Genomic DNA, 22,649 nt, shown 5'->3' with positions numbered 1-22,649 from the left:
GAGAAAGTTACAATCAAACATATGACGCTACACTTTTATTTAGGTGTACAATCAGGTGACGTTTTGATCAAATAAAAATCAGGAAGATGATCGTGAATGCACCAGTAAACTTTAGCCATGAAGCTCAGCCAGAGTTTGAATTGCCGATTAAAAATTATCAGGAATTTTATCGTTTTTATTTAACTGAACACCGTAACATTATGAGCAGACGCTTACACGTGGTGGGTAGCAGTATTGGCATATACTTTTTTTCAAAAGCAGTCCGTAAGAAGCAAGCCAAATATGTACTCTATGGTTTGGTAGCAGGCTACGCAAATGCTTGGGTTGGACATTTTGTGTTTGAAAAAAATAAACCTGCCAGTTTTAAACAACCTTTCTATAGCTTTATTTCTGATTGGCGAATGCTGTCTGACGTAGCGACTGGTCGATTAAGTTTGATTGACCGTAAGCACGATAAAATACCAAGTTAATTTTACTTTCTATTCTTAATATACCGATTGGTACTGTTAAGCCTATATCAATCGGTACTTATGATGTCCTATAAATCCGTTATACTAGCGAAGTTTTTTAAAGCGAGAGTAGAGTATGCGCGGTTTATACCTCATTACCAACGATGACCCAATCCAACTATTATTAGAAAAACTAGATGCCGCACTCGCAACTCGTCAGGTCGCAATTTTACAGTACCGCCGTAAGAAAATAGACAAAGCAGACCAACCCGCTGAAGTCGAACAAATCAAATTATTGTGTGAAAAATATCAGGTTCCTTTTGTCATTAATGATGACTTAAAACTTGCCGCTCAGTTTGGTTTAGGTGTGCATTTAGGTCAAAGTGACGGTGAAATTACCGATGCAAAATCGCAATTACCAGAAGGCGTCATTATTGGTCGTACTTGTCTGAATTCTTTAGAGCTTGCACAAAAAGCAATTGCAGATGGCGCGACTTATATTGCATTTGGTGCAGTCTATGCGACCTCTACAAAACCTGAAGCAGGTAATGTGGGTATTGAAGTAATTAAGCAAGCAGCAGCCCAATATGATTTACCAATTTGTGCTATTGGTGGTTTAACTGTTGAAAACTCAAAATCTGTGATTGAGGCTGGGGCTGACCTCTGTGCAGTCATTAGTGATATATTAGGCCGATCAACTGCTGAAATTCCTGCCCGTGTACAGGCCTGGGCACAATTATTTTCTTAAGCTTTCAAAATTATTTTTTAGATATTTAAGACGAGCATTTCCATGAGTTTATCTCCAAAGCAAGAACAGTTATTTAAACAAGCCAGCAAACACATTCCAGGTGGTGTGAACTCTCCGGTACGTGCCTTTAATGGCGTTGGAGGAACACCGGTTTTCATCGAGAAAGCAAAAGGTGCTTATTTATGGGATGTCGATGGTAAGCGTTATGTTGACTATGTTGGTTCTTGGGGACCAATGATTTTAGGTCATGCTCATCCAGAGATTATTAAGGCTGTACAAACAGCAGCAGAAGATGGTTTAAGTTTTGGTGCACCAACCGTACACGAAACAACACTGGCAGATATTATCTGTGAAATCATGCCATCAATTGAATTGGTGCGTATGACTAACTCGGGTACAGAAGCGACCATGACCGCTATTCGTTTAGCGCGTGGTTATACTGGCCGTGACAAAATCGTGAAGTTTGAAGGTTGTTACCACGGCCACTCAGACTCACTTTTAGTAAAAGCAGGTTCAGGTTTACTCACTTTAGGTGAAGGTGAACCGACTTCGAAAGGTGTTCCTGTTGATTTTGCTAAACATACTTTAACGCTGCCGTATAATGATATTGCTGCATTAAAAGAATGCTTTGTAAAATTTGGTCATGAAATTGCGGGTGTTATTATTGAGCCTGTCGCGGGTAATATGAATATGGTGAAACCAATTGACGGTTTCTTACAAGCCATTCGTGATATTTGTGATGAATATAAATCTGTATTCATTATTGATGAAGTGATGACAGGCTTCCGTGTTGCTTTAGGCGGTGCGCAATCGGTTTATAACGTTAAGCCAGATTTAACAACTTTAGGCAAAATTATTGGTGCGGGCTTACCTGTTGGTGCATTTGGTGGTAAGCGTGAAATCATGGAATGTATCGCGCCCTTAGGCGGTGTATACCAAGCAGGTACATTATCTGGTAACCCACTTGCTATGCGTGCTGGTATTGAAATGTTTAAACATTTACGCCAACCTGACTTTTACAGCAAATTATCTGCTCAACTTGAAAAGCTACTTGCAGGCTTACAAGCTGCAGCTGATGAAGCGGGTATTCCATTTAAGACTCAGCAAGCTGGCGCAATGTTCGGTCTTTATTTTACTGACCAAGAAGATATTACAAGCTTTGACTCAATGTTGGCATGTGATATTGAAGCTTTCAAAAAGTTCTTCCATGGCATGTTAAAGCGTGGGGTAAACTTGGCACCTTCAGCATTTGAAGCAGGCTTTATTTCATCTGCACATTCTGATGAAGATATTGAATTTACGATTCAGGCTGCAAAAGAAACATTCGCTGAAATGAAGTAAGCAAAAAAGCCCGTGTTAAACGGGCTTTTTAATTTGAGCTATTTTTATATTTGTAGAGAACAATGTTTTATCCCTTACCTCGAAAAATCCAATTAGCTGCAAGTACTTCAAATTGGTCAATTGAGTCAGCGCAAAGTATTTTGCTCATGGTTGGGCTCAATGAGCTTAAACTACGACCAGATTGGTCTGAGCAACCATTGGCGAATCATTTGGAATTGTTGATTAAGCGCGCTCAATCACTCGAAATTCCAATTATTTTTATTGAGACATCTCAGCTTCAACAAACCATGTTGGAGCTTGGTCAGCGTTTATCATCAAATACTAAAGCCCAAGTTATGATGGTAGGTGATTTGTCGCCTCTGTTTAAACAAGTCATGCAGCTTGTTTTATCGATTACAGATCAGGTCAGTGTTGTAAATGATGCGATCTTGGCGGCTAATCTAGAGCAGCATATCCAATGGGTTGAAAAGATCAGTTTTGACCATATAAAACATTTAAATACGCAGAGCTTAATGCGGTTATGGTCTTTAAGTACGCCGTCCTCTTATATCTTGTCAGATAAAGGAATTTTATTGGCAATTGCTGAGCAGGTGGGGCGACATCCTATGGAGATCCATCCTGAAATTGATTTAAGGAACTACGGACTAGATCAGTCTGCTGTGAATTATTTGGTCGATCTATGGCGTGCAAATGGTGCGAGCTTAAGTGCTGAAGAGATAATGCAAGCACCGACATTGCAACATATTATGCAGTTATTGAAGCCTTGACTGACTATAGACCTCAAGTGATCCATAATATTTGCAAATTCTGCTGTTAATTTACCCGAACGGCATTGTAATTCGGACGTAAGCTTTTTATTATTGCCCGCTTGTTTTTCATCTTACCTTGGGAATACAACTTTGAGTGATTTTCTAAGTGAACATCTGATCTATCGTGATGATGATTTTATGGTGATTCATAAACCTTCGGACATCTTGAGTGTTCCTGGTAAGGGTGATTTACATGATAGCGTTTTGACAAGGTTGGTTGCGATTGAACCTAAAACCTTGCTCATTCATCGTCTAGACCGAGATACCTCAGGTATTTTAGTATTTGGTTTATCGAAGCGCGGTCAAAGTGCAATTGCACGTCAATTTCAAGATCGTCAGACTTCAAAAATATATGAAGCGCTTGTCGCAGGTCATTTAGAGGGTGAGGGGACTGTAGATATTCCTGTCATCTATGACCCAAGCCGACCACCTTTACATATTGTCGACGCTTCTCACAACAAGCCTGCTTTAACACATTGGCAGGTCATAGAACATTTTCAGATTCAGGGACAGCCTGTAACTCGTGTGAAATTAACACCAATTACGGGCCGATCTCATCAACTCCGTGTACACATGCAATATCTTGGGCATCCAATTGTAGGTGACACGCTGTATGCAACACCGGAGCAGCAACTTGTTCCGCGTTTATGTTTGCATGCCAAACAGTTAAGTTTTAATCATCCTGTCACAGCAGAAACATTAACTTTTGACTGTCCTGTACCGTTTTAATGTAAAAATTTTAATGCGTGATTTTTTGTAGCAAAGCGATTTAATTGGTTTTTGCTTCAAAATTTTGCTTTAAAGACTACATAAAAAGATGCAAAAATAAGCTAATTTGCATCGTACAATATGTAGTGCGAACTTGAGAGAAAGGTGGAAAAATTGCAGCAGTATGCTATTGGTCAACGTTGGCTATCAGACACAGAAACTGAGCTCGGTTTAGGTGTTCTTATTGATGTAGATGAAAGATCTGTCAGCATTTTATTCCCCAAAAGTGATGAGACACGTGTATATGCACGTAACAATGCTCCACTATCTCGTATCATCTTCAATACGAATGATGAAGTTCAAGATCAAGAAGGCCAGAAGTGGATCGTTGAGTCTGTTGAAGATCGTCATGGCGTTTTGCGTTACAACGTTGTTCGTACTTTAGAAAATGGCGAGCAAGAGCGTAAGGCACTCAATGAAACACGTATTGGTGCGCAAATTCAATTATCTAAACCTTTAGATCGTTTGCTTGCAAGTCAAGTTGACTATAAAGAGTGGTATGACTTGCGTATTGAAGCGATGTTGATGCAAGCACAAATGCAGACCAGTCCTCTACGTGGGATGGTCGGTGCACGTGTTGGCCTGATTCCTCATCAGCTTTATATCGCACATGAAGTTGGTAAACGTTTTGCTCCTCGTGTTTTACTTGCCGATGAAGTTGGTTTAGGTAAAACAATTGAAGCTGGTTTAATTATCCACCAACAGCTTAAAACTGGTCGTTCAGAACGAATTCTGATTTTAGTCCCTGATTCTCTTCAATATCAGTGGATGATTGAAATGCGTCGCCGTTTTAACTTGCAATTCTCTCTGTTTGATTTAACGCGTACAGCATCTATTAAAGAACATGATCCTGAGCTTAACCCGTTCTTGACTGAGCAATGCATTATTGCCAGCGTTGACTTAATGGTTGACCATGATGATTTGCGTGAGCAAGCCATAGAAGCTGGTTTTGATTTGCTCGTGGTTGATGAAGCACATCATTTGATGTGGAGCGAAGAAGAAGGCGGGAATGATCGTTACGATTTAATTGAAGAGCTCGCTGAAAATACAGCAGGTGTACTATTACTCACTGCAACACCTGAACAATTAGGTGTAGAAAGTCATTTCGCTCGCTTACGTTTACTTGATCCACAGCGTTTTAGTAGTTTAGAGCGCTTCTTAGATGAAGAGACTCAATATCAGCAGACTGCAAAAATTGCTGAAGTGCTCATGTCGGATCAAGCTTTAACCCCAGAGCATTTATCTGCTTTAGAAGGTTTATTAGGTCACAGTATTGAAGACCAGCCAGATCAACGCTTTAGGGCAATTCACGAATTATTAGACCGTCACGGTACTGGACGTATTTTATTCCGTAATACACGTGAAGCTATTCAGGGCTTCCCGGGGCGTGATTGTCAGCCAGCACCATTACCAGCACCAGAAGATTGGTCAAAAGATGGCAAACTGCGTGAACAGATGTGGCCTGAAGAAGCGCAAATTGATGGTTCATGGATGCAAAATGATCCGCGTGTGCCATGGTTAATGGAAATTTTACGCAAAGATCTTAAGCATAAAAAAGTACTTTTAATTGCGCGTAGCGGACCAGTAGTTGAATCTTTAGAAAATGTGTTGCGTTTGCATGCAGGTATTCGTACGGCAATGTTCCATGAAGGCATGAGCTTACTTGAGCGTGACCAAGCTGCTGCTTATTTTGCTGAAGAAAGCTATGGCGCTCAGATTCTATTGTGTTCGGAAATTGGTTCGGAAGGCCGTAATTTCCAATTCGCCAGTGATCTAATTTTATTTGATCTACCAGCTAACCCAGATGTTTTAGAGCAACGTATTGGACGTCTAGACCGTATTGGTCAAGAAAACCGTATCCAAATTCATGTGCCATACCTTATGGGAACAGCTCAAGAGCGTATGTTCCGTTGGTATAACGAAGCACTAAATATTTTCAGCAATATTTCTCCGACAGCGCAAACGCTGCAAGAGAATTTTATTGTTGAGTTAAAAGATTGTTTACTTGCAGACCAAGGTCAAACATTTGAAGATTTGCTTGAAGAGGTAAATGTTCAACGTCAAGCCCTAGAAGCTGAACTTCAAGCTGGCCGAGATCGTTTACTTGAATATAATTCATGTCGTCCAATTGTGGCACAAGAAATTGTTCAGGCCCTTGAAGACTATGATGACAATACTACGCTACCAATGTTTGTGAAGCGTTTCATGTCATCAACCAATATCGACTTTGATGAGCAAAGTAATGGTACGGTGATTATTAAACCAACCGACCAAATGCAAGTGCAAGGTTTGGCTTTAGACGAAGAAGGTATGACAGCAACTTTCTATCGCGATCAAGCTCAGCTTCGTGAAGATGCTCAATATTTAACTTTAGAGCATCCATTCATTGAAAGTGTTATGGAAATGATCCGTACGCAATCATTTGGTAGTACCAATGTTGCTGTACTCAAATCCAACGCTTTAAAGCAGGGCTCAGTATTAATTGAAGTCTGGTTTAAAGTAGATGTTGTTGCACCTAAATCTTTGAACTTGCCATCAAGCTTGCCGAAACAGCTTATCCGTGTATTGTTAAGTGAAAATGGACAGGATTTATCTGAAAAGATTGATCCAACAATTTTAAAACCTTATTTGCACCATTTAGATGGCAATAGCTGCCGCCAAGTAGTTAAAGCTCGTCGTGATATCATTGAGCAGCGCTATAAACAAGCGTTAGAGATTGCGAAAGTTGATTTACCGCAGCTTCAGCAACAAGCAAAAGAACATTATGGCAATAAATGGCAATATGAAATTGACCGTTTAACTTATCTAAAACAGTTCAACCCAAGTATTCGTCAAGACGAAATTGAACGTTTACAAAAACTGCAAAAAGAAGGCTTGAGCTTACTTGATGGTTTAACTGTTACACCAGAAGCAATTCAGGTGTTAGTTGTAGTTAAGCCTTAACTTACTCAAAATAAAAAAAGCGCCTAGAGGGCGCTTTTTTTATACATCGATTTTGAATTAGATGAGACCAGCGTCTTTTAATTCTAGCTTTAAATACGCATAAAAAATTGGAGCTGCGATTAAACCGCCTAAGCCAAAAATTGACTCAAATACTAGCATTGCTAATAAAATCTCCCATGCATTTGCATTGATTTTATGCCCAATAATTTTAGCATTAATAAAATATTCAAGTTTATGAACCAAAACGAGGTAAAGTAATGCTGCTCCTGCTAGTCCTAGAGAAATTGTAAGAGCTGCAATAAATGTTAAAGTGTTTGAAAGTAGATTCCCCAAAATTGGAATGAGACCAAACATAAAAGTCAAAATAGTTAAAGTTTTGGCAAAAGGAAGGTGAACTCCCCAAAGCGGCAATAAAATAAAGGCGAATAAAATAAAGAGCAGCGTGTTAATGGCTGAAATTTTTATTTGGGCAAAAACAACATTTTTAAATGAAATTGATAATTTTTGAATACGTTGGATAAGCAGTGACTTAAAAACAGGCTGAGGCGTACGGCGATGAAAACCATGTATCGCCACCAAAATACCAATAATTAATCCCATGACCATAGTCACGAAGTTATGCAAAATATCGGAACTGGTATTTTTTAGGGTGGTGACGTTATCTTTCATAAATGCAAAGATTTCGTCTTTTAGATCTGTCACGCTATCAGGAATATAACCTGGAAGATATTTTGTGATCTCTGCTTGCAAATGAAGGAGGGTTTGATCAACCTTGCTATTAATACTATGTAATCCGACACCTTTTAGATCGTATACAACGAAACTAATCAGACTCGTTATGAAAAAACCAATAAGTGAAATGGTGACGATACTGAGTAAAATACTAATAAAAATACGGGCTCTTTGACCATCAATATAACGTTCTACAACCGAACTTAAACTAATAATAATTTCATAAATGAGAAAGCCTGCAAAAAAACTTGCTAATAGATGTAATGGGATAACCGAAAGCAAAAAGATGCCCATAAGAATGTAGCTTGCAATCAGACTTTGACGATTATTCAAATTTTGCATGTGGATCCCTGAGATCGTTGGGAATATAGGAGAAAGAGCAAACGGAATGATTATTTATACTCTGGCAAGCTATTCGCTTCAATCAGTGAATTATATTTTTATTGGAAAATAGAGGAGTTAGATGTAAAAATGGCCTGTTCATCAACAAGCCATTCATTAGATCATTTTAGCGAATTTTTGCTTCATCTAAATGACGTGCACCTTCTAAAATCATCCGAATCATAATCATGGTTTGTTCAGCAACTTCTGCACGTTGATTGATCGGCAAATCAATCACTTTGGCGCCCATGTGAAACACAAGTTGAGTAATTGCTTTAGCAACAAGGTCTGGGTGATACAGGTGATTGTTATTTAAGCGTTCAAGACGAATTAAATCTTCTTGTAGCTCTTGCTGAAAAAAGTTGAGCTGGCGGTCTACGGCAGCCTTATAAGAAGCAGAACCTGTAAAACTTTCACGTAGTAATAAACTTAAATTACCTTCATCGGCATCGAGTTGTTGAAGGAAAATATCGACAGAACTACGAATAATACTTTCTTGTAAAGAAGCACGTAGGCGAGCCTGACGGATAATTTTACGTAAAACGATACCTGCGCGGTCAATTAGAGAAATTGCTAATTCATCAATATCTTTAAAATGTCGATAGAAACTATTTGGCGCAATTCCTGCTTCTCGAGCTACTTCTCGTAAACTCAATGACGCAATACTTTTTTGCGGACCAATGAGGTTTAAAGCGGCCTGAAAAAGTTCTTCTTTAGTAATTGTCGCTTTTCTTCCAACAGAACGCGTAGCTGTTTTAATTTCAATGACATCTTGTTGTTGAGGTGTGTCATTCAGGTTCTGAGAAAGTGAAGATTGGGTCATGCTGTTCAATATATTTGTAAACTCTCAGGATTATAGCCTTAGAAGCTGAACTTGTGAAATTGTAATTAAAAGTACGGGTGTATATACAAATATATATACATATGTATAATAATTAAAAAAGAGCGACAGAGCCTTCAGTTATGCAAGCAATCGAAAAGAGAAATTCTCTATTCAATTCATTGACACAAGCCATCTTTGATAAAGAAATGGCTAATTTCTGGCTACAAAAAGTTAATCCTTTATGGTCTGTAAAGCACGGACTTGTTCAAATTGTAAAAAAAGAATTTGTCGCTCATGACATGGTGAGCCTGACGCTAAAATGCAACCGCTTAGTGAAAATGGGCGTTGCAGGCCAGCATCATCCTGTGATTGTAGAAATTGCTGGTCGTCGCTATGAACGTACTTATAGTTTGACGCAAATTGATGCTCAGCACTTACGTTTAACCGTAAAAAAAGTTGCTGATGGTATCGTGAGTAACTGGTTTATTTCTGAAAGCAAAATCGGTGATGTTTTTGAGCTTGGTCAACCTTATGGTGACATGCAACAAAACATCAAAACACCGAATTTAATTATGTTGGCTGCGGGTAGTGGTATTAGCCCAATGTTGAGCTTGATTACTGCGATTAAACAAAGCCAGCAGTTAGATAAAGTTCAGGTGCAACTTTTATATTGGGTAAAACAACGTTCAGATGCAGCTTTTGTTGAATACTTTGAAAAAGTTGCGCAGCAATATCCGAACTTTAATTATCAGGTTTTCTATACACAAGAAACCCCAAATGATGAACGTTTAAATGCAGAGCATTTAGCTTTAGTTGATGATGTAGAAAACAGCACAATTTATGCGTGTGGACCTTCAGGTTTTGTGGCGACTGTTGAGCAACTTTTTGAAAAAGCTCCAGCCGTTTTAACAGAAGCATTTAGCTTAACAAATGAAAGCTCTGCTGATGATATTGGTTATGTGAATGTCACATTAACCCAGTCTAATAAGGTTATTGCAATTCCTAAAGGCCAGTCAATTCTGGTTAGCCTTGAACATGAAGGTCTTAAACCAACTCATGGTTGCCGTATGGGAATTTGTAATAAATGTGTTTGTAATAAATCCCAAGGTTCAACACGTAATTTACTTAACGGTAGCGAAAACACTGAACCAAGCCAATTACTCAAAATTTGTGTGAACTCAGCAAAATCCGATCTAGTTATTGATCTTTAAGAGAGAACTCTTATGAATATGCCCGTGAAAGTCGAATATTTTAAAAATCCTAAAAATCGAGATTTGACTCCAGCAGAACTTGATGCATTTGCAAAAGAGCTCGATCAGATCAAGCAAGAAGTATTGGATGATTTGGGTGAGAAAGACGCTAAATATATCCGCCGTGTTTATGCTGCAATTCGTTATAGTAGCTTTTTAGGTCGTGCATGTTTGTTTGCAGGTTGGTTCCCACCAGCATGGATTTTAGGAACAGGTCTGTTAGGCTTCTCTAAAATTATGGAAAACATGGAACTCGGTCATAACGTGATGCACGGTCAATATGACTGGATGAACGATCCTAAATTTAATGGTCAAACTTACGAGTGGGATACTGTCGGTACTTCTGATAACTGGCGTCAAACTCATAACTATAAACATCACACCTATACCAATATTAAAGGTATTGATGATGACATTGGTTACGGTTTACTTCGTTTATTCCCAGAGCAACGCTGGAAGCCAGGTTTCTTGCTTCAACCTGTTTATAGCATCCCATTTTGTTTATTGTTCCAATGGGGCGTAGCTATTCAGAATCTTGAAATTGGTCGCGTTCTTTACAAGCGTAAGAGCATGGCAAAATTCTTGGAAGAATTAAAACCTGTGAATAAAAAGATTGGAAAACAACTTTTTAAAGACTATGTTTTCTTCCCTTTAATTGCAGGTCCAGCAGCTTTACCTGTATTCACTGGTAATTTGGTTGCAAATGGTCTTCGTAATATCTGGACGTTTACGATTATTTTCTGTGGTCACTTCACAAAAGATGCAGAAGTATTTCCAAAGTCTGTTTTACAAGAAGAAAGCCGTGGTCACTGGTATATGCGCCAGATTCGTGGTTCTTCTAATTTGAAAGGTTCAGAAGCATTACATATTTTAAGCGGACATTTGAGCCATCAAATTGAGCACCATTTATTCCCAGATATTCCAGCGCGTCGTTATCGCCAAATGGCTCCAAAAGTTGAAGCTGTATGTAAAAAATATGGTCTAAATTATAACAATGCAAGTCTGGCTAAACAGTTTGGACAAGTGGTAGGCCGTATATTTAAATACGCTTTACCTTTTAAAAAATAAGTCAAAAAAAAGCCCTGAACTAATCAGGGCTTTTTTTTTAGAGAAACAAATTATTTAAACTGAATTGAACCGTTTGCATTCACAGTAATTTTAGACTCACCAGCTGCCATGTCTTGAGCTGGTGCAGCTTCGGCCATAGCAAATTTAGCCATGCTGGCACGCATTACAGGTTGAGGGAAATAATTATTTGTGTTCAGGTTTAGAGTGACCAAAGTATATTGGTTTTTATTCCAAGCTTGGGTCAACATTTGAGCACGTTGTTGGAAGTTTTTAGATGCTTCTACCATTAACTCATTTTCAACTTTTTTACGTTGTTCATCAGAAACCGTAAAATTAATCGATTGAGTTTGGAAGTTTTGCTGTAATTCGTTTACTAACTGGCTAGCAGCTTTAAAGTCTTTACTTTCAAGACGGATTTCAGCGCGGCCACGCCATTCTTTTAACTTATTGCTATCGTTATCGTAAATTGGATAAGTGCTTTGAGCACCAGTTTCCACTTTTACTTGTGGATATTTACGAGAAACATTAAGTGCCTGATTCATCAGCTGATTAATTTGGTTTGAAAGCTCGGCTGGTTGTTTGTTACTTTTTTCAATATATAAAGTTGCATGCATTTCATCATTAGAAACTTGGCGAGAAGCTTCCGCTTGTACATTTACAATATTGTAGTTCAAAGCATTGTCATCCTGAGCAAAAACTAAAGGGCTAAGGAGAGAACCTAAAAGAAGGGTGGATACGGCTAAAGTACGCATAAATTTTTCCTTTAAAAATTAATATAAATTTAATTTTTTTCATTAGGAAATGTTAAACATAACTTATGCATAACTTTTGCAGATTTTGTGGCGTATTTGTAATATTCAGATCAGGTTTTTTTAAATTTTGGTAAATATAAAGTCTTTAAAAATTAAAATCTTAAAATTAAAGTGTTTCAATGTAACTTAAAAAATCAAAGTAATATAAAAAAAGAATATTTTCTTTAGGTTGTCACATAGTATGATGATAATTCATCATAACTATTGGGATGATACATTTTTTCAATAAGATTAGATGAGTAAAGTACATAAAAGACGTTTTTTTTCTTGTAAAATTAGGTATCATCGCGCTCCTAGTTACAAGATATAAAATAAGTGTCTTTACTAGTTCTATAAAGCACCGAGTCAAAGGACCAATCGTCACCAGACTTATTTCTTTCTACCCCTATCAGAGATGGTAATCCGATATGAGCGTTACTTCCGTTAACCCTGCCACTAATGCTACTAACGAATATTATTTGACTCGCCAAAGTCAAATGGAATCAAATGTTCGTAGCTATCCACGTAAATTACCGTTAGCGATAGCGAAAGCACAAGGATGCTGGGTTACTGATGTTGAAGGTACACAGTACCTTGATTGTTTAGCTGGGGCAGGTACATTGGCTTTAGGTCATAATCATCCTGCGGTGATTCAAAGTATTCAAGATACATTGGCAAGTGGTTTGCCATTGCATACTTTAGACTTAACCACACCTTTAAAAGATGCATTCACTGAAGCATTGTTAGCATATTTACCTGGTGGTAAAGAAGAATATTGCTTGCAGTTCTGTGGTCCTGCTGGTGCAGACGCAACTGAAGCAGCAATCAAACTTGCTAAGACTTACACTGGCCGTAGTTCAGTGATCAGTTTCTCTGGCGGTTATCATGGTATGACCCATGGTGCACTTGCTATGACTGGTAACTTAAGTGCAAAAAATGCAGTTAACGGTTTAATGCCAGGCGTACAATTCATGCCATATCCGCATGAATACCGCTGCCCACTTGGTTTAGGTGGTGAAGCTGGTGTTGACGCTTTAACTTACTACTTTGAAAACTTTATTGAAGATGTAGAAAGCGGTGTAACAAAACCGGCTGCTGTTATTCTTGAAGCGATTCAAGGTGAAGGCGGTGTAGTTACAGCTCCAGTAAAATGGTTGCAAAAAATCCGTGAAGTGACTGAAAAGCACAACATCGTTTTAATTTTAGACGAAGTTCAAGCTGGCTTTGCACGTTCAGGCAAAATGTTTGCATTTGAACATGCAGGTATTGAACCTGATGTTGTTGTAATGTCTAAAGCAGTAGGTGGTGGTTTACCACTTGCAGTATTAGGTATTAAACGTAAATTTGATGCTTGGCAGCCTGCTGGTCACACGGGTACTTTCCGTGGTAACCAACTTGCTATGGGTACTGGTCTTGTCGTATTAAAAACGATTAGCGAACAAAATCTTGCTCAAAATGCGCAAGAGCGTGGTGACTTCTTACAAGCTGAATTTAAAAAATTAGCTCAAGAATTCCCATGTATCGGTAACGTACGCGGTCGTGGTTTAATGATCGGTGTTGAGATCGTTGACGAGCGTAAACCAGCTGATCGTATTGGTTCGCATCCTGCTGATTCACAATTAGCTGCTGCGATTCAAACTGCTTGTTTCAACAATAAATTATTGCTTGAAAAAGGTGGACGTAACGGTACGGTAATTCGTTTACTTTGTCCGCTAATCATCACTCAAGACGAGTGTGTTGAAGTAGTTGCTCGCTTTAAGAAAGCAATTGCAGAAGCATTGGTTGCAGTACGAGGCGCATAAGTATGGTGGATTTTGCAGAACATCGTAAAGCGTTACTCTGCAATGATGCACAATCCATTGCTGACTATGAGTCAGCAATGGGCGAAGCGGTAAAAGCCGTTTCAGCATGGTTGCAAAATGAAAAGATGTACACTGGTGGTAGCATTAAAGAATTGCGTTCAGCAATTTCTTTCCAACCTTCAAAAGAAGGTATGGGTGTACAAGAATCTCTTCAACGTATGATTGAGCTTTTCTTGAATAAAAGCTTGAAAGTACATCATCCACATTCATTAGCACATTTACACTGCCCAACCATGGTGATGAGCCAGATCGCGGAAGTGTTAATTAATGCAACTAACCAGTCTATGGACTCATGGGATCAAAGCCCAGCGGGTTCATTAATGGAAGTTCAGCTCATTGATTGGTTGCGTCAAAAAGTGGGTTATGGTTCTGGTCAGGCAGGTGTTTTCACCTCTGGCGGTACTCAATCTAACTTGATGGGTGTGTTACTTGCTCGTGACTGGTGCATCTCGAAAAACTGGAAAGACGAAAATGGTAATCCATGGTCTGTACAGCGTGATGGTATTCCTGCCGATGCAATGAAAAACGTCAAAGTCATTTGTTCTGAAAATGCACATTTCTCTGTGCAAAAGAACATGGCAATGATGGGCATGGGCTTCCAGTCAGTTGTAACTGTTCCTGTGAATGAAAATGCACAGATGGATGTAGATGCTCTCGAAAAAACGATGGCGCATCTTCAGTCTGAAGGTAAAGTTGTTGCTTGTGTCGTTGCGACAGCAGGTACAACCGATGCTGGTGCAATTGACCCATTGAAGAAAATCCGTGAAATTACCAATAAATATGGTTCATGGATGCATATCGATGCGGCATGGGGCGGTGCATTAATTCTGTCAAATGACTATCGTGCAATGCTTGATGGTATTGAGTTGTCTGACTCGATTACCCTCGACTTCCATAAGCATTATTTCCAAAGCATTAGCTGTGGCGCGTTCTTGTTGAAAGATGAAGCGAACTATCGTTTCATGCACTACGAAGCTGAATACTTGAACTCTGCTTATGATGAAGAGCACGGTGTACCAAACCTTGTGTCTAAGTCATTACAAACGACTCGTCGTTTTGATGCATTGAAATTGTGGATGACAATCGAATCACTAGGTGAAGACCTTTATGGTTCAATGATTGACCATGGTGTAAAACTTACTCGTGAAGTTGCAGATTACATCAAGGCAACTGATGGTTTAGAACTTTTAGTTGAACCACAGTTTGCTTCGGTATTATTCCGCGTTGTTCCACAAGGCTATCCAGTTGAGTTTATCGATAGCTTGAACCAAAACGTAGCGGACGAATTGTTTGCACGTGGTGAAGCAAATATCGGTGTAACAAAAGTTGGTAATGTACAGTCATTGAAAATGACAACATTAAGCCCTGTTGTGACATTTGAAAACGTTAAAAACCTTTTAGGTCAAGTATTGGCTGAAGCTGACCGCATTAAAGATGCAATTGCTTCTGGTAACTATGTACCACCAATTGACTAATTGAGTTGATAACAAAAAAAGCTCGGTTTATTACCGAGCTTTTTTATTGCAGATTGTTTTTATTTGGATTGTGTATGAAGAAAAGAATACATGCACAAATCATGCATATTTTCACAAAACAAAAATAATTATGCATGATTTATGGGGAGCAAATTTCTTATTGTATTGGTATGTTCCCGATATTTTGGGTCGCATTGATATATCAATATCGTACTCACTTTAAATAATCCCGCTTTAACTGAAAAAAGTAAGTGGCTGTAATTACAATTAAGACAAGGAAGAAGAAATGCAACAAGCGAATATGTTCAATGAATTTAAACTCATTATTGGCGGTCAACTTTGTTCAGGTGAACAAGGTGAACTAGAAATTCTTAACCCTGCTACTGGCTTAACTGCTGCACGTTGTGCAAAAGCATCGGTTGCGCAAGTCAATCAGGCAGTGAGTGCTGCTAAACAAGCATCTAAAGCTTGGCAACAAGTCTCGCACGAAGAGCGTAAGTCAATCTTGAACAAGATTGCAGATGGCATTGAAAAGCATGCTGAAATGCTCGCGGAGCTGGTTGTGCTTGAACAAGGTAAGCCATTGGCGCTTGCACAAATGGAAGTGCAGGGTGCAATTGGCTGGACGCGTTATGCGGCTGCAATGGATTTACCTGTAGAAGTAATTGAAGACAGTGAAACTAAGCGTATCGAGCGCCATCGCCAACCATTAGGTGTAGTGGCTTCAATTACGCCATGGAACTGGCCACTGATGATTGCAGTTTGGCACATCATGCCTGCATTGCGTGCGGGTAACGTTGTGATCAGCAAACCTTCTGAATACACACCACTCTCAACTTTACGTTTATGTGAAATCATTCAGCAAGAAGTCCCTGCTGGTGTTATTTCAATTGTGGTTAGTGCTGGTGAGATTGGTGAAGCATTATCTTCTCATCCTGATGTACAAAAAGTTGTATTTACGGGTTCAACTCGAACAGGCCAACACATTATGGCTGGTGCAGCTCAGCAGCTAAAACACTTAACTTTAGAACTTGGTGGTAATGACGCTGGTATTGTATTACCAGATGCAAATATTGATGAAATTGCAGCTAAGATTTTTAATATGGCATTCTTAAACGCTGGTCAAACATGTGCTGCGTTAAAGCGCTTATACGTGCATGAAAGCCAATATGAAGCTTTATCTCAAAAACTAGCTGATATTGCCAACGCCCAAGTTGTGGGTGATGGAATGGCATCTTCTACAACATTTGGCCCAGTACAAAACCAAATGCAATATAACAAAGTGAAAGCACTTATTGCTGATGCTATTTCTCAAGGTGCAAAAGCGCTGTCTGGGCAACAACAATTACCGGAGCAGGGCTATTTTATTGCACCAACTATTTTGACTGAAGTTTCTGATTCTTGCCGCGTGGTCCAAGAAGAGCAGTTTGGTCCAGTGTTGCCTGTTTTAAAATATACCGATATTAACGATGCTATTGCTCGTGCCAATGACAGTGAGTTTGGTTTAGGTGGCTCAATTTGGTCTTCTGATATTAAAGCCGCTCAGACTTATGCTAGTCAGCTTCAATGCGGAACTGTTTGGATTAATACCCATGCGGAGGTTCTGCCTCATGCACCTTTTGGTGGCTGGAAAATGTCTGGCCTAGGTGCTGAATTTGGTCTGGAAGGCTTGCTTGAAAATACGATTGGGCAAACGGTTCATATCAGTAAAGTCTAAATATTAATTTTAAGGCGGATCTAGTATCCGCCTTTTTATTTTCACTTTTAAGAGTGAAAAGCTGAGTTATTTTATTGAGAGTGATGATAGCTCATGCTTTTAGGTTTGATTAAAAAATGATTCTGTTCTTTAATTTTTTTAAGAACGATGTAAGACTTTATGTGCCCAATAAAATTATAAGAAAGTAATCTTTCAGTCACAAATTGAGAAAGCTGTTCTAAGTTTTCTGCAACAACTTTTAAAATAAAATCTGCATCACCACTAATTGAAAATGCGTCCTGAATGTTGTCTTCAGCTTCAATGAGTTCTTGAAAAGCCTGCTGTGATTTTGCCTCGTGTGTTCTTAGATTAATATGTATCATCGCTGTAACTTCCAGTCCTAGCGCCTGCTGCTGGATGCGCGCAGTGTAGCCTAGAATTATCCCTTTTTGCTCAAGTAGCTGCCTTCTTCTTGAACATTGCGAAGCAGATAAGCCAATTAAATCGCCTATTTCCTGATTAGTGAGCCGTCCATTCTTTTGTAGTGCCTGAATGATTTGCCAGTCGAACTTATCCATTGCATAAAATCCTTTTATGATACACAAATCATGTATTTTTATTAAAATGCGTTTTCATTATGCACGAAATCTAAAAGATAGATGAAATATTATTTTTCTATGGAATAAAAATTGGTCTCAAAGGATATAGAGCAATGTTCATAGAAATCGGTGACTTTTTAAATCTTCGTTTAAAACAAATGGGTATCCAACATCTCTTTGGTGTACCTGGTGATTTTAACCTCTCATATCTAGAACAAGTTGAAGCAGACCCACAACTCGAATTTATTGGAAATTGTAATGAATTAAATGCTGCCTATGCAGCAGATGGCTATGCACGAATTAACGGTTTTTCTGCCTTGGCAACTACTTATGGTGTAGGTGACTTAAGTGCGATTAATGGCATCGCAGGTGCCTATGCAGAAAATGTACCTCTTATTCATATCTCAGGTATTCCGCCTTTACATGCGGTTCAAAAGGGCACACTAATACACCACACGCTTGTCGATGGTAACTACGACAATATTATGAACTGTATGAAAGAGTTCACAGTTGCCCAAACACGTTTAACTCCAGCAAATGCAGCTTTTGAAATTGACCGTGTATTACGCCAGTGTTTCCTTGAACGCCGTCCTGTACACATTCAACTACCAGGCGATATTACTCACGTTAAAATTGAAGTATCTGAGCGTCCGCTTGACTTAAGCTACCCAGCTATTGAACCTGAATTATTGCAGAGTGTGGTAAGCAAACTTTGTGACATTATTGCAAATGCTCAAAGCCCAGCACTTCTTATTGATAATGAAGCTTCAGTTTTTGGTGTAACTTCACTTTTAAATGATTTGTCTCAAAAATGCTCAATTCCATTTGCAGGGATGAATACTGCAAAAAATATTATGGATGAAGGCTCACCTCGTTACATTGGAACTTATGTGGGTGGGGCAAGCCAACCGCATGTGAAAAATATCATTGAACAATCTGACTGTTTAATTGGTGTTGGTGCACGTTTTACCGATGTAGGCTCAGCTGTATTTACTCATCAAATTGAGACCAAAAACTACATCGAAATTAAATCTTATGGCCTAAATATTTTTGGTCAGGATTTTCCGGGTATTGAAATTGGACAATTACTTGTCGAGCTAAATAAAAAAGTTGCGCCACGTAAATCAACAACACCTCTTCTTGAAAAACAACCTCAGAAAGTAATTGAAGCTCCAGCTCAACAAAAGCTAAGCCAAGATGTGCTTTGGAATTACATTTCAGGGTTCTTAAAAGAAGATGATGTGATTATTGGTGAGGTAGGAACATCAAACTCTGCTTTGTCAGGTATCAAACTTCCTGCTACAGCTAAATATATTGCTCAGCCGCTTTGGGGTTCTATTGGTTATACCTTGCCAGCTTTACTTGGTAGCTTGCTGGCAGCTCCTGAACGCCGTCAAATTTTATTTATTGGCGATGGTTCTTTCCAGCTTACGGTACAAGAGCTTTCTACAATTATCCGTCATGGTTTAAAACCAATCATTTTCTTGCTGAACAATGGCGGCTATACCATTGAGCGCTTAATTATGGGTGAAAACGCGGCCTATAACGACGTGCAAAACTGGAAATACACTGAAATTCCTGCGGTATTTAACGGTAAAAAAGGCCATACAACTTATGTGGTTGAAACCGCTGGCCAGCTCAAGAGCGTTTTAGAAAATGTTCAGCAAAATGATCAGTTAACTTTCATTGAATTAAAACTACCAGCAATGGATGCGCCGGTAAGTTTGAAAAAATTTGCTTCTGTGATTGCTCGTTTTGACTACGGTGATCGCGGTTACGAAATTTTAAAGGAGCGTTCCCAACCGATTAAATGTAAGGATGCAATCTCTTTTTAAATAGAAGACAGGACAAGTCTTCTCAAAAATTAAATGGACTCATATTAAAGCTACTTATTTCCGAAGGCCGGGTTCTGGCCTTCGGATATGGTGCTGAATAAAGGTGTACAGGAAGTGACACCAACATTGGAGATAATGTTATGGATGCAAACAATAAGCACGAGTTAAAACAAGGCTTATCCAATCGGCATATTCAACTCATCGCACTCGGAGGGGCGATTGGTACAGGATTATTCTTAGGTCTTTCACAAACAATTAAATTGGCTGGTCCTTCAATTTTATTAGGATATGCAATTGCAGGAATTATTGCCTTTTTAATTATGCGCCATTTAGGTGAAATGGTTGTTGAAGAGCCGGTCAGTGGTTCTTTTAGTTATTTTGCGAACAAATATTGGGGCAAAATGGCGGGTTTTATGTCTGGCTGGAACTATTGGGTATTATATGTACTCGTCAGCATGGCTGAATTGAGTGCGATTGGGACGTTTATACAGTTTTGGTGGCCTGAAATTCCGACATGGCTGACTGCTTTATTTTTCTTTATTTTAATTAACGGCATTAACTTGGTAAATGTCCGCTTTTTTGGGGAATCCGAGTTCTTATTTTCCTGCATTAAAATTGTTGCCATTTTAAGTATGATTGGTTTCGGTGCTTATCTTTTACTTTCAGGCTCAGCAGGTCCGCAAGCGGGTGTTGCAAATTTATGGCAACACGGTGGTTTCTTCCCGCACGGGATTCACGGTTTTGTCATGGCTTTAGCTGTCATTATGTTTGCATTTGGTGGCTTGGAATTAATTGGTATTGCTGCAGCTGAAACGAAGAAACCTGAAACGACTATTCCTAAAGCAGTAAATCAGATTGTGTACCGTATTTTAATTTTTTATATCGGTGCAATCGGTATTCTTTTATGTCTTTATCCATGGAACATGGTGGCAGAAGGCGGCAGTCCATTTGTCATGATTTTCCAGTCACTCAATAGTAACGGTGTTGCGAACGTTCTGAACTTTGTGGTCTTGATTGCTGCTATTTCAGTTTATAACAGCTGTATCTATTGTAATAGTCGTATGTTGCATGGTTTGGCAGAGCAGGGTAATGCTCCTGCAATTTTGAAAAAAGTAAACAGTCGCGGTATTCCGGTTCCAGCAGCAGTTGTTTCTGCATCTATCACAGCAATATGTGTGGTCGTGAATTATCTGATTCCTGGTCAAGCTTTTCAGCTCTTCATGATGCTTGTGGTGGCTGCACTTGTTATTAACTGGCTCATGATTTCAGTGACTCATTTGAAGTTTACTAAAGCAATGAAATTGCAAAGACGCCAAACTAAATTCCAAAGTATTATGAGTCCTTGGAGTAATTATTTAACCATTAGCTTTGTATGCTTTATTCTTATTATTATGGCGATGACTCCAGATATGAGATTGGCAGTTATTTTAGGGCCAATCTGGCTTGCTGTTTTAGCTGTGATGTACTTCTTAAAATATCGTAAAAAAATGGTTGTTTTGCCAGAAGTACAATCGAATTGATCCTTTAAATTGACAATGATATTGCGGTTATCAGCCTTAAGGTTGGTAACCCTTTATCTCTTGTCATATTATTTTCATGTTACAAAGAAATTATTTTTTCTAGAAATTTTTAATAATAATTTTAATGACAGAAAATATTTAAATAATAAAATTAATAAATCACTAAATTACCGTTTTTTAATATATTTATAATACCTTTTGTTTTTATATTTTATAAAAAATAAAAATTTAATATTTTTAGTTAATGTCATAATATAGATTGATAGAGAAGGTAAAATAATCTCTATATTTAAAATAACTAATTGATAGTACATAAAAAATATTAATGTGACAGTTAACAATATCGAAATCATTAAAGCGTCATCATACTGTAACTTAATTGTCATATTTTCTATTCACAATGCAGCTATCGAAGAGCGTACAAGCACTCAACAAAAAGTGACGTACAACCTATTGCATTAATGAGAGAGAACAGAATGCGCTTAAATCCACGTCAAATCGCAATTGCGTTAGCAGTAACTGGGGCAGCTGTAACAACGACTGCAAATGCAGCTCGTGATACGATTCAAATTGCTGGTTCTTCAACTGTATTACCATTTGCCAGCGTTGTAGCTGAAGAGTTTGGTAATACTTTCCCTCAATTTAAAACTCCTGTAGTTGGTTCTGGCGGTTCTTCTGCTGGTTTGAAACAATTCTGTCAAGGTGTTGGCGATAACACGATCGACGTTGCTAACGCTTCTCGTAAAATTAAAAGCACTGAAATCGAAGCTTGTAACAAAGCTGGTGTAAAACAAATTCAAGAAATCAAAATCGGTTATGACGGTATTGTATTCGCGTCTAACTCACACAAAGCAGCTTATAAATTAAAACCTTACCATGTGTTTGCTGCTTTAGCTGCACAGTTACCATCAAAAGGTAAATTGGTTCCAAACCCATATACAAACTGGAATCAAATTGATAAAACACTTCCAAATGAACCGATTACTCTTGTAATCCCTGCATCTAACCACGGTACTCGTGAAGTTTTCCAAGAGAAAATGGTTGAAGCTGGTTGTGAAGCATATGAATACTTCAAGAGCTTAGATAAAGATGCTCAGAAGAAAGCATGTTCTACTTTCCGTAAAGATGGCCGTGTAATTGAAATCGCTGGCGACTATACAGAAACATTAGCGCGCTTAAAAACTTCTCCAAGTGCTGTAGGCGTGTTTGGTTTAAGTTTCTATGACATGAACCGTGACAAGTTACGTGTAGCAACAGTAAACAACGTTGTTCCATCTGAGAAGACAGTATTGAATGGTACATACCCTGTATCTCGCCCATTGTACTTCTACGTGAAAGGCGAACACTTAAAATCAGTTAAAGGCTTACCGCAATATGTAGAATATTTCGTAAGCAAGAAAGCAACTGGTAAAGGTTCTAAAGCTGAGCGTGATGGTTTAATCGCGATGTCTGATGCTGAACGTGCAAAAGTTTTGGCTGACTTTAAAGCAGGTAAAACTGTTAAATAAGTTAGTTTGAATGAAGGCTGGTGATCTTAAGAGTTCATCAGCCTTTTTGTC

At 38.6% G+C, this 22,649-nt stretch carries 18 protein-coding genes; 14 read left to right on the top strand and 4 right to left on the bottom strand.

Going from position 1 to position 22,649, the window contains the following annotated elements; translation table 11 throughout:
- Window positions 1–86: 86 nt before the first annotated feature.
- The 6 genes from MKL51_RS20685 (at window position 87) to rapA (ending at window position 7,058) form a co-directional block, all read left to right on the top strand.
- Window positions 87–470 carry a DUF962 domain-containing protein gene (locus MKL51_RS20685; RefSeq protein ID WP_080749846.1) on the top strand — a complete coding sequence of 128 codons (384 nt, stop codon included), beginning with the start codon at window positions 87–89 and terminating at the stop codon, window positions 468–470.
- 115 nt (window positions 471–585) lie between these two features.
- Window positions 586–1,197, top strand: coding sequence for a thiamine phosphate synthase (thiE, locus tag MKL51_RS20680; protein WP_014207324.1), 612 nt, complete (start codon window positions 586–588; stop codon window positions 1,195–1,197).
- A 42-nt stretch (window positions 1,198–1,239) separates the two neighbouring features.
- Window positions 1,240–2,538, top strand: a complete 1,299-nt coding sequence (gene hemL / locus MKL51_RS20675) for a glutamate-1-semialdehyde 2,1-aminomutase (RefSeq protein WP_014207323.1) — start codon at window positions 1,240–1,242, stop codon at window positions 2,536–2,538.
- Window positions 2,539–2,600: 62 nt separating this feature from the next.
- Window positions 2,601–3,305, top strand: coding sequence for an isochorismatase (locus MKL51_RS20670; protein ID WP_032006972.1), 705 nt, complete (start codon window positions 2,601–2,603; stop codon window positions 3,303–3,305).
- A gap of 132 nt (window positions 3,306–3,437) precedes the next feature.
- Window positions 3,438–4,076, top strand: coding sequence for an RluA family pseudouridine synthase (locus tag MKL51_RS20665; protein WP_005067937.1), 639 nt, complete (start codon window positions 3,438–3,440; stop codon window positions 4,074–4,076).
- Between the two features lie 144 nt (window positions 4,077–4,220).
- Window positions 4,221–7,058 carry an RNA polymerase-associated protein RapA gene (gene rapA, locus MKL51_RS20660; protein ID WP_014207322.1) on the top strand — a complete coding sequence of 946 codons (2,838 nt, stop codon included), beginning with the start codon at window positions 4,221–4,223 and terminating at the stop codon, window positions 7,056–7,058.
- A gap of 57 nt (window positions 7,059–7,115) precedes the next feature.
- Here rapA and MKL51_RS20655 read toward each other — a convergent pair whose 3' ends face one another.
- Together MKL51_RS20655 and fabR are read right to left on the bottom strand one after the other, a co-directional pair.
- Window positions 7,116–8,132, bottom strand: coding sequence for an AI-2E family transporter (locus MKL51_RS20655; RefSeq protein ID WP_005067939.1), 1,017 nt, complete (start codon window positions 8,130–8,132; stop codon window positions 7,116–7,118).
- Between the two features lie 166 nt (window positions 8,133–8,298).
- Entirely contained in the window at window positions 8,299–8,994 is a 696-nt protein-coding gene (gene fabR, locus MKL51_RS20650) for an HTH-type transcriptional repressor FabR (RefSeq protein ID WP_002118668.1), read from the bottom strand.
- Between the two features lie 140 nt (window positions 8,995–9,134).
- Here fabR and MKL51_RS20645 point away from each other — a divergent pair, with 140 nt between their 5' ends.
- Entirely contained in the window at window positions 9,135–10,205 is a 1,071-nt protein-coding gene (locus MKL51_RS20645; RefSeq protein WP_270904394.1) for a ferredoxin reductase, read from the top strand.
- Window positions 10,206–10,217: 12 nt separating this feature from the next.
- Window positions 10,218–11,312 (top strand): fatty acid desaturase family protein, encoded by a 1,095-nt coding sequence (locus MKL51_RS20640; RefSeq protein WP_002118415.1) that lies wholly within the window; start codon window positions 10,218–10,220, stop codon window positions 11,310–11,312.
- A 50-nt stretch (window positions 11,313–11,362) separates the two neighbouring features.
- On the opposite strand, the gene MKL51_RS20635 is transcribed toward MKL51_RS20640, so the two are convergent.
- Complete coding sequence (locus MKL51_RS20635; RefSeq protein WP_005803821.1) at window positions 11,363–12,064, bottom strand: SIMPL domain-containing protein; 702 nt, start codon at window positions 12,062–12,064, stop codon at window positions 11,363–11,365.
- A gap of 467 nt (window positions 12,065–12,531) precedes the next feature.
- Here MKL51_RS20635 and MKL51_RS20630 point away from each other — a divergent pair, with 467 nt between their 5' ends.
- From MKL51_RS20630 to MKL51_RS20620, 3 genes are all read left to right on the top strand, one after another.
- Window positions 12,532–13,905 carry a diaminobutyrate--2-oxoglutarate transaminase gene (locus MKL51_RS20630; protein ID WP_002118718.1) on the top strand — a complete coding sequence of 458 codons (1,374 nt, stop codon included), beginning with the start codon at window positions 12,532–12,534 and terminating at the stop codon, window positions 13,903–13,905.
- Window positions 13,906–13,907: 2 nt separating this feature from the next.
- Window positions 13,908–15,440, top strand: a complete 1,533-nt coding sequence (locus tag MKL51_RS20625; RefSeq protein ID WP_002118849.1) for a pyridoxal phosphate-dependent decarboxylase family protein — start codon at window positions 13,908–13,910, stop codon at window positions 15,438–15,440.
- A 286-nt stretch (window positions 15,441–15,726) separates the two neighbouring features.
- Window positions 15,727–17,157 (top strand): aldehyde dehydrogenase family protein, encoded by a 1,431-nt coding sequence (locus MKL51_RS20620; RefSeq protein ID WP_032006974.1) that lies wholly within the window; start codon window positions 15,727–15,729, stop codon window positions 17,155–17,157.
- A 71-nt stretch (window positions 17,158–17,228) separates the two neighbouring features.
- Here the strand turns inward: MKL51_RS20620 and MKL51_RS20615 are convergent, their stop codons facing one another.
- The gene (locus MKL51_RS20615; protein ID WP_004700117.1) at window positions 17,229–17,714 is read right to left on the bottom strand and encodes an Lrp/AsnC family transcriptional regulator; all 486 of its coding nucleotides are present in this window, start codon (window positions 17,712–17,714) and stop codon (window positions 17,229–17,231) included.
- A gap of 134 nt (window positions 17,715–17,848) precedes the next feature.
- Here MKL51_RS20615 and MKL51_RS20610 point away from each other — a divergent pair, with 134 nt between their 5' ends.
- The 3 genes from MKL51_RS20610 to MKL51_RS20600 all read left to right on the top strand — a co-directional run bounded on the left by MKL51_RS20610 (window position 17,849) and on the right by MKL51_RS20600 (window position 22,598).
- Window positions 17,849–19,570, top strand: coding sequence for an alpha-keto acid decarboxylase family protein (locus MKL51_RS20610; RefSeq protein WP_017480613.1), 1,722 nt, complete (start codon window positions 17,849–17,851; stop codon window positions 19,568–19,570).
- A gap of 140 nt (window positions 19,571–19,710) precedes the next feature.
- Window positions 19,711–21,090, top strand: coding sequence for an amino acid permease (locus tag MKL51_RS20605; protein WP_014207315.1), 1,380 nt, complete (start codon window positions 19,711–19,713; stop codon window positions 21,088–21,090).
- A 476-nt stretch (window positions 21,091–21,566) separates the two neighbouring features.
- Window positions 21,567–22,598, top strand: a complete 1,032-nt coding sequence (locus MKL51_RS20600; protein ID WP_002118975.1) for a substrate-binding domain-containing protein — start codon at window positions 21,567–21,569, stop codon at window positions 22,596–22,598.
- Window positions 22,599–22,649: the final 51 nt, after the last annotated feature.

Origin of the sequence: Acinetobacter sp. AOR18_HL, from assembly GCF_027855145.1 — a bacterium.
In the GTDB taxonomy this organism is placed as follows: domain Bacteria; phylum Pseudomonadota; class Gammaproteobacteria; order Pseudomonadales; family Moraxellaceae; genus Acinetobacter; species Acinetobacter pittii.
This window is presented reverse-complemented; position numbering and strand designations above follow the sequence as displayed.

Bases quoted from the DNA above. Each gene is read 5' to 3' on its own strand.
- MKL51_RS20635 (WP_005803821.1), bottom strand. From the start codon at position 12,064: ATGCGTACTTTAGCCGTATCCACCCTTCTTTTAGGTTCTCTCCTTAGC.
- MKL51_RS20655 (WP_005067939.1), bottom strand. From the start codon at position 8,132: ATGCAAAATTTGAATAATCGTCAAAGTCTGATTGCAAGCTACATTCTT.
- MKL51_RS20645 (WP_270904394.1), top strand. From the start codon at position 9,135: ATGCAAGCAATCGAAAAGAGAAATTCTCTATTCAATTCATTGACACAA.
- hemL (WP_014207323.1), top strand. From the start codon at position 1,240: ATGAGTTTATCTCCAAAGCAAGAACAGTTATTTAAACAAGCCAGCAAA.
- MKL51_RS20630 (WP_002118718.1), top strand. From the start codon at position 12,532: ATGAGCGTTACTTCCGTTAACCCTGCCACTAATGCTACTAACGAATAT.
- MKL51_RS20600 (WP_002118975.1), top strand. From the start codon at position 21,567: ATGCGCTTAAATCCACGTCAAATCGCAATTGCGTTAGCAGTAACTGGG.
- MKL51_RS20625 (WP_002118849.1), top strand. From the start codon at position 13,908: ATGGTGGATTTTGCAGAACATCGTAAAGCGTTACTCTGCAATGATGCA.
- thiE (WP_014207324.1), top strand. From the start codon at position 586: ATGCGCGGTTTATACCTCATTACCAACGATGACCCAATCCAACTATTA.
- MKL51_RS20605 (WP_014207315.1), top strand. From the start codon at position 19,711: ATGGATGCAAACAATAAGCACGAGTTAAAACAAGGCTTATCCAATCGG.
- MKL51_RS20615 (WP_004700117.1), bottom strand. From the start codon at position 17,714: ATGGATAAGTTCGACTGGCAAATCATTCAGGCACTACAAAAGAATGGA.
- MKL51_RS20685 (WP_080749846.1), top strand. From the start codon at position 87: ATGATCGTGAATGCACCAGTAAACTTTAGCCATGAAGCTCAGCCAGAG.
- MKL51_RS20640 (WP_002118415.1), top strand. From the start codon at position 10,218: ATGAATATGCCCGTGAAAGTCGAATATTTTAAAAATCCTAAAAATCGA.
- fabR (WP_002118668.1), bottom strand. From the start codon at position 8,994: ATGACCCAATCTTCACTTTCTCAGAACCTGAATGACACACCTCAACAA.
- MKL51_RS20620 (WP_032006974.1), top strand. From the start codon at position 15,727: ATGCAACAAGCGAATATGTTCAATGAATTTAAACTCATTATTGGCGGT.
- MKL51_RS20610 (WP_017480613.1), top strand. From the start codon at position 17,849: ATGTTCATAGAAATCGGTGACTTTTTAAATCTTCGTTTAAAACAAATG.
- MKL51_RS20670 (WP_032006972.1), top strand. From the start codon at position 2,601: ATGTTTTATCCCTTACCTCGAAAAATCCAATTAGCTGCAAGTACTTCA.